Below are 3149 nucleotides of genomic sequence, written 5' to 3' on the forward strand. Positions count from 1 at the left end.
TTTGTGCTGCATAATTTGCCTTTGGGGGCAGTGGATTTGCCGGCTCTTAGAATGGATAGGGTTGAGTTGGATTATGAGGTCTCGAAATTTGATCTGGTTCTTCATGCCACCGAAAAAGAAGGCCTTGAACTATCATTTGAATACAGTACCGAACTGTTTGACTCAGAGCGTATTGCACGGCTGGCAAATTATTTTGAATTGATACTGGAGGTGTTTACTGGCCATTTAAATACCCGTGTCAGTGAGTTTGAATTACTAACTGAGCAAGAACGGTGCGAAATTTCAAAATGGAATACAACAGACCGTGCCTTTCCACAACCACAGTTTTTACATCATTGGTTTGAAAATCAAGCGCATATACAGCCTCAGTCCACAGCAGTGAGTTGTGGTTGCCAAACACTGACCTATAAAGAACTTGATAGCCGCGCTAATCAACTGGCTCATTGGCTATGTTCACAGGGCGTGGGAATAGAGGTGCGGGTTGGTATTTGCATGGAGCGATCCGTTGAAACGGTTGTGGGCATCTTAGCTATTCTAAAGGCAGGGGGTGCCTATGTGCCGATTACCCCAGCTAATCCTGATGAACGAATTGCCAGTCTTCTGGTGGACTGTGGCGCGCAACTATTGTTGACTCAGGAGCGATTATTGACAGAGCGGCTCTCTATCGGGCTAATGGTTTTTTGTTTAGACCGGGATTGGGGACAAGTGTCTGCATTACCAACGGACAAGGCTTCGTTTCAGCATTATAGCCCTGTCGCCGCCGCAGCCTATGTGATTTACACTTCGGGCTCTACAGGTTCCCCTAAAGGCGTAATCGTTACACATGAAAATGCAGTTGCTTCTACATGGGCACGATTTAATTATTATCAGAAACCTTTAGACGGTTTTTTACTGGTATCGCCTTTAGCATTCGACAGTTCAGTGGCCGGGATATTCTGGACCTTAAGTTTGGGAGGGCACTTATGCATTCCGACGGAAGAAGAGCTTCAAGACTTAGATGCTTTGGCCGAGTTGGTGGAACGGGAAAAGCCAAGTCATTTACTTTGTCTACCTTCGTTTTACGCTCTTATTTTAGAGGGCTTCAATCAGAAACAACTCAATAATTTGCAGACAGTCATCGTGGCGGGGGAAACATGCTTACCTGAACTGGTTGCTAACCACTACACGCGCCTACCTAATAGCCGACTTTACAATGAATACGGGCCTACCGAAAGCTCTGTGTGGAGCAGCGTTTATGCCATTCGGAATGACGACTCAGTTTCCGGTCAGTCTCTTTCTATCGGCCGGCCTATTGCAAATACCCGGATTTTCTTGCTGGATAATTATTTAAATCCGGTTCCGATTGGCGTTTCTGGTGAGCTTTACATCGGCGGTGCAGGTTTAACACGAGGTTATCTTGGAAGGCCTGATTTAACTGCCGAACGATTTGTGCCTAATCCATTCAGCCAAGTACCGGGGAACCGGTTGTACAAAACCGGTGATTTAGCACGCTATCGGTCTAACGGTAATATCGAATTTCTTGGACGCACTGATCATCAGGTCAAAATTCGTGGCTTCCGTATAGAGCTGGGCGAAATCGAATCACAGATTGTTCGATACCCTGGAATATCGGAAGCGCTGGTCGTTGCCCGTGAAGAACGTGGCAAGCCGAATTATTTGCTCGCCTATTGGGTGGCAGTACCCAAATTCGATGAGAGTAGCTTTGATATAAAGCTTTTAAGCGATTTTTTAAAAAGTCGTTTACCGGATTACATGATACCTTCAGTCTTTGTGCGCTTGGAGCAATTGCCCCGCACCGCGACGGGAAAAGTTGACCGTAAATCTTTACCGTCACCGGATTGTAACGGGGCATTAGCCAGTCAAAATAAGCGACCACGTACAGCCACTGAAAAACGGCTTGCCAAAATTTGGGCAGAGTTACTGCAAATTGAACATATTGGTATCGATGACAACTTCTTCAGTTTGGGTGGCGATTCTATTCTGGTTATTCAAATGGTTAGCCGTGTCAGGCACGCTGGGTTGTATCTTAACCCTCAGCAGTTATCACAACATCAAACCATAGCCGAGTTGGCAGAGGTTTTAACGAATACAGCAACTCAGGCTAATGAAATCTACCCCGTAGAAGGCGAAGTGCCATTAACGCCAAATCAGCATTGGTTTTTTGAGCAGTGTTTGCCCAATCCTCATCACTGGAATTCAGCATTGATGCTGGAAGCTCAAATACCGGTTGATTCACACCGGATAAAACAGGCTGTCGACTATCTACTGGATTACCACGATGCTTTGAGGTTGCGTTTTACTCAACAGGCAAGCGGATGGCATCAAAGTTACGCAGAAGGACAAGATACCTCAGTTTTTCATCAAATGGACTTGTCTGGCATTGATGATGCGGTTTTGTCATTGGAAATCGAAAAACAAGCATCCATATGGCAACAAAAGCTCAATATTACAAAGGGACCATTGATTCAGGTCGTTTTATTTAATACAGGTAACAATAGACCGGCGCGTCTGTTTATGGTCATTCATCATTTAGCTGTTGACGGCGTGTCATGGCGTATTATTCTTGATGATTTGCATACGCTGTATCAACAGTCGGAAGCAAATCAAACACTATCACTGCCACCGAAGACAACGTCTTATCAACAATGGTCAAACCATCTTCAGACATTAGCGCAAAGTGCGGGTATACAGGAAGAATCCGATTATTGGGTCAATTTATTTGCACATAAGCAATCTTTACCTCTTGATAAGATTAACGGTAAAAACACCGAGGGCATGAGAGTTACTGTCACAAAGACTTTGGGTATAAAAAAGACTAAAAAATTGCTGCATCAGGCAAGTACCCCGGCAGGCTCTGCAATTGATGCCATTTTGTTGGCAGCTCTAACTAAAACACTAAGCGAGTGGTCTAAATCACCAACTATTTTAATGGATGTCGATTTACATGGCAGGGTTGATGTATTGGGTAATTTAGATTTTTCAAGATCGGTCGGTTGGTTTACCAGTGTATTTCCAGTATTGATCTGTTTTCCGGATGATTTAGGTGAAAAAAACACCTTATCTACAGTAAAAAAACAGCTGCTTAAGATTCCAAATAAAGGCATTAATTATGGAGTGCTACGGTACTTGCGTGGGTTGCCTCCTTCTGA

1 protein-coding gene is annotated in these 3149 nt (G+C 44.3%); it reads left to right on the plus strand.

Annotation, left to right across the window (positions count from 1 at the left end; translation table 11 throughout):
• On the plus strand, nt 1-3149 hold a 3149-nt coding region (locus tag Q8L89_03370), incomplete at both ends, for an amino acid adenylation domain-containing protein (GenBank protein MDP1708088.1).

Source organism: Gammaproteobacteria bacterium, from assembly GCA_030680605.1.
Classification (GTDB): Bacteria; Pseudomonadota; Gammaproteobacteria; order SURF-13; family SURF-13; genus JAQBXX01.